Annotated in this window: 1 protein-coding gene; it reads right to left on the reverse strand. The window is 58.5% G+C overall.

The window, feature by feature from the left end; translation table 11 throughout:
• Window positions 1–393 (reverse strand): reverse transcriptase-like protein (locus tag EXE42_RS17210; protein ID WP_137707085.1); only part of this gene is annotated, 393 nt, incomplete at both ends.

The raw sequence follows: 393 nt of genomic DNA on the forward strand, positions 1-393 counted from the left end.
CCTGCGTATGAGCTGCTTCGTTGCGTCCTCGGTTCACACGACTGATCCGCCACTCATCGAAGCGTCCGAGGAAACTCATCAAGGCGTGACGGAAGTACGACTCGTAGTCGTCGCGGCAGACGTGGCGAACAGCAGTCACAAGCGACTGGTGATCGACGTGGCACAGGATGGCTGACTCGTCGTAATCAAGTGCCGCTCTGACCCCAGTAATCAGCGCACGGTACTCGCCACGGGCAGACCCCCACTCGATGTCGCGGTCGTCGTGTTCGGTGTTGAACACCCGTGATCCCATCTCTATGAGTCGTTCGGACCCACCCGTCGCTTTCGTGAGGACGTACCCACACGACACGACGGGGTGTTCGTAACTCACATCTGTTGCCAAGTGGAGCATTA

It is taken from the genome of Halorubrum sp. SP3 (assembly GCF_005435195.1).
In the GTDB taxonomy this organism is placed as follows: domain Archaea; phylum Halobacteriota; class Halobacteria; order Halobacteriales; family Haloferacaceae; genus Halorubrum; species Halorubrum sodomense.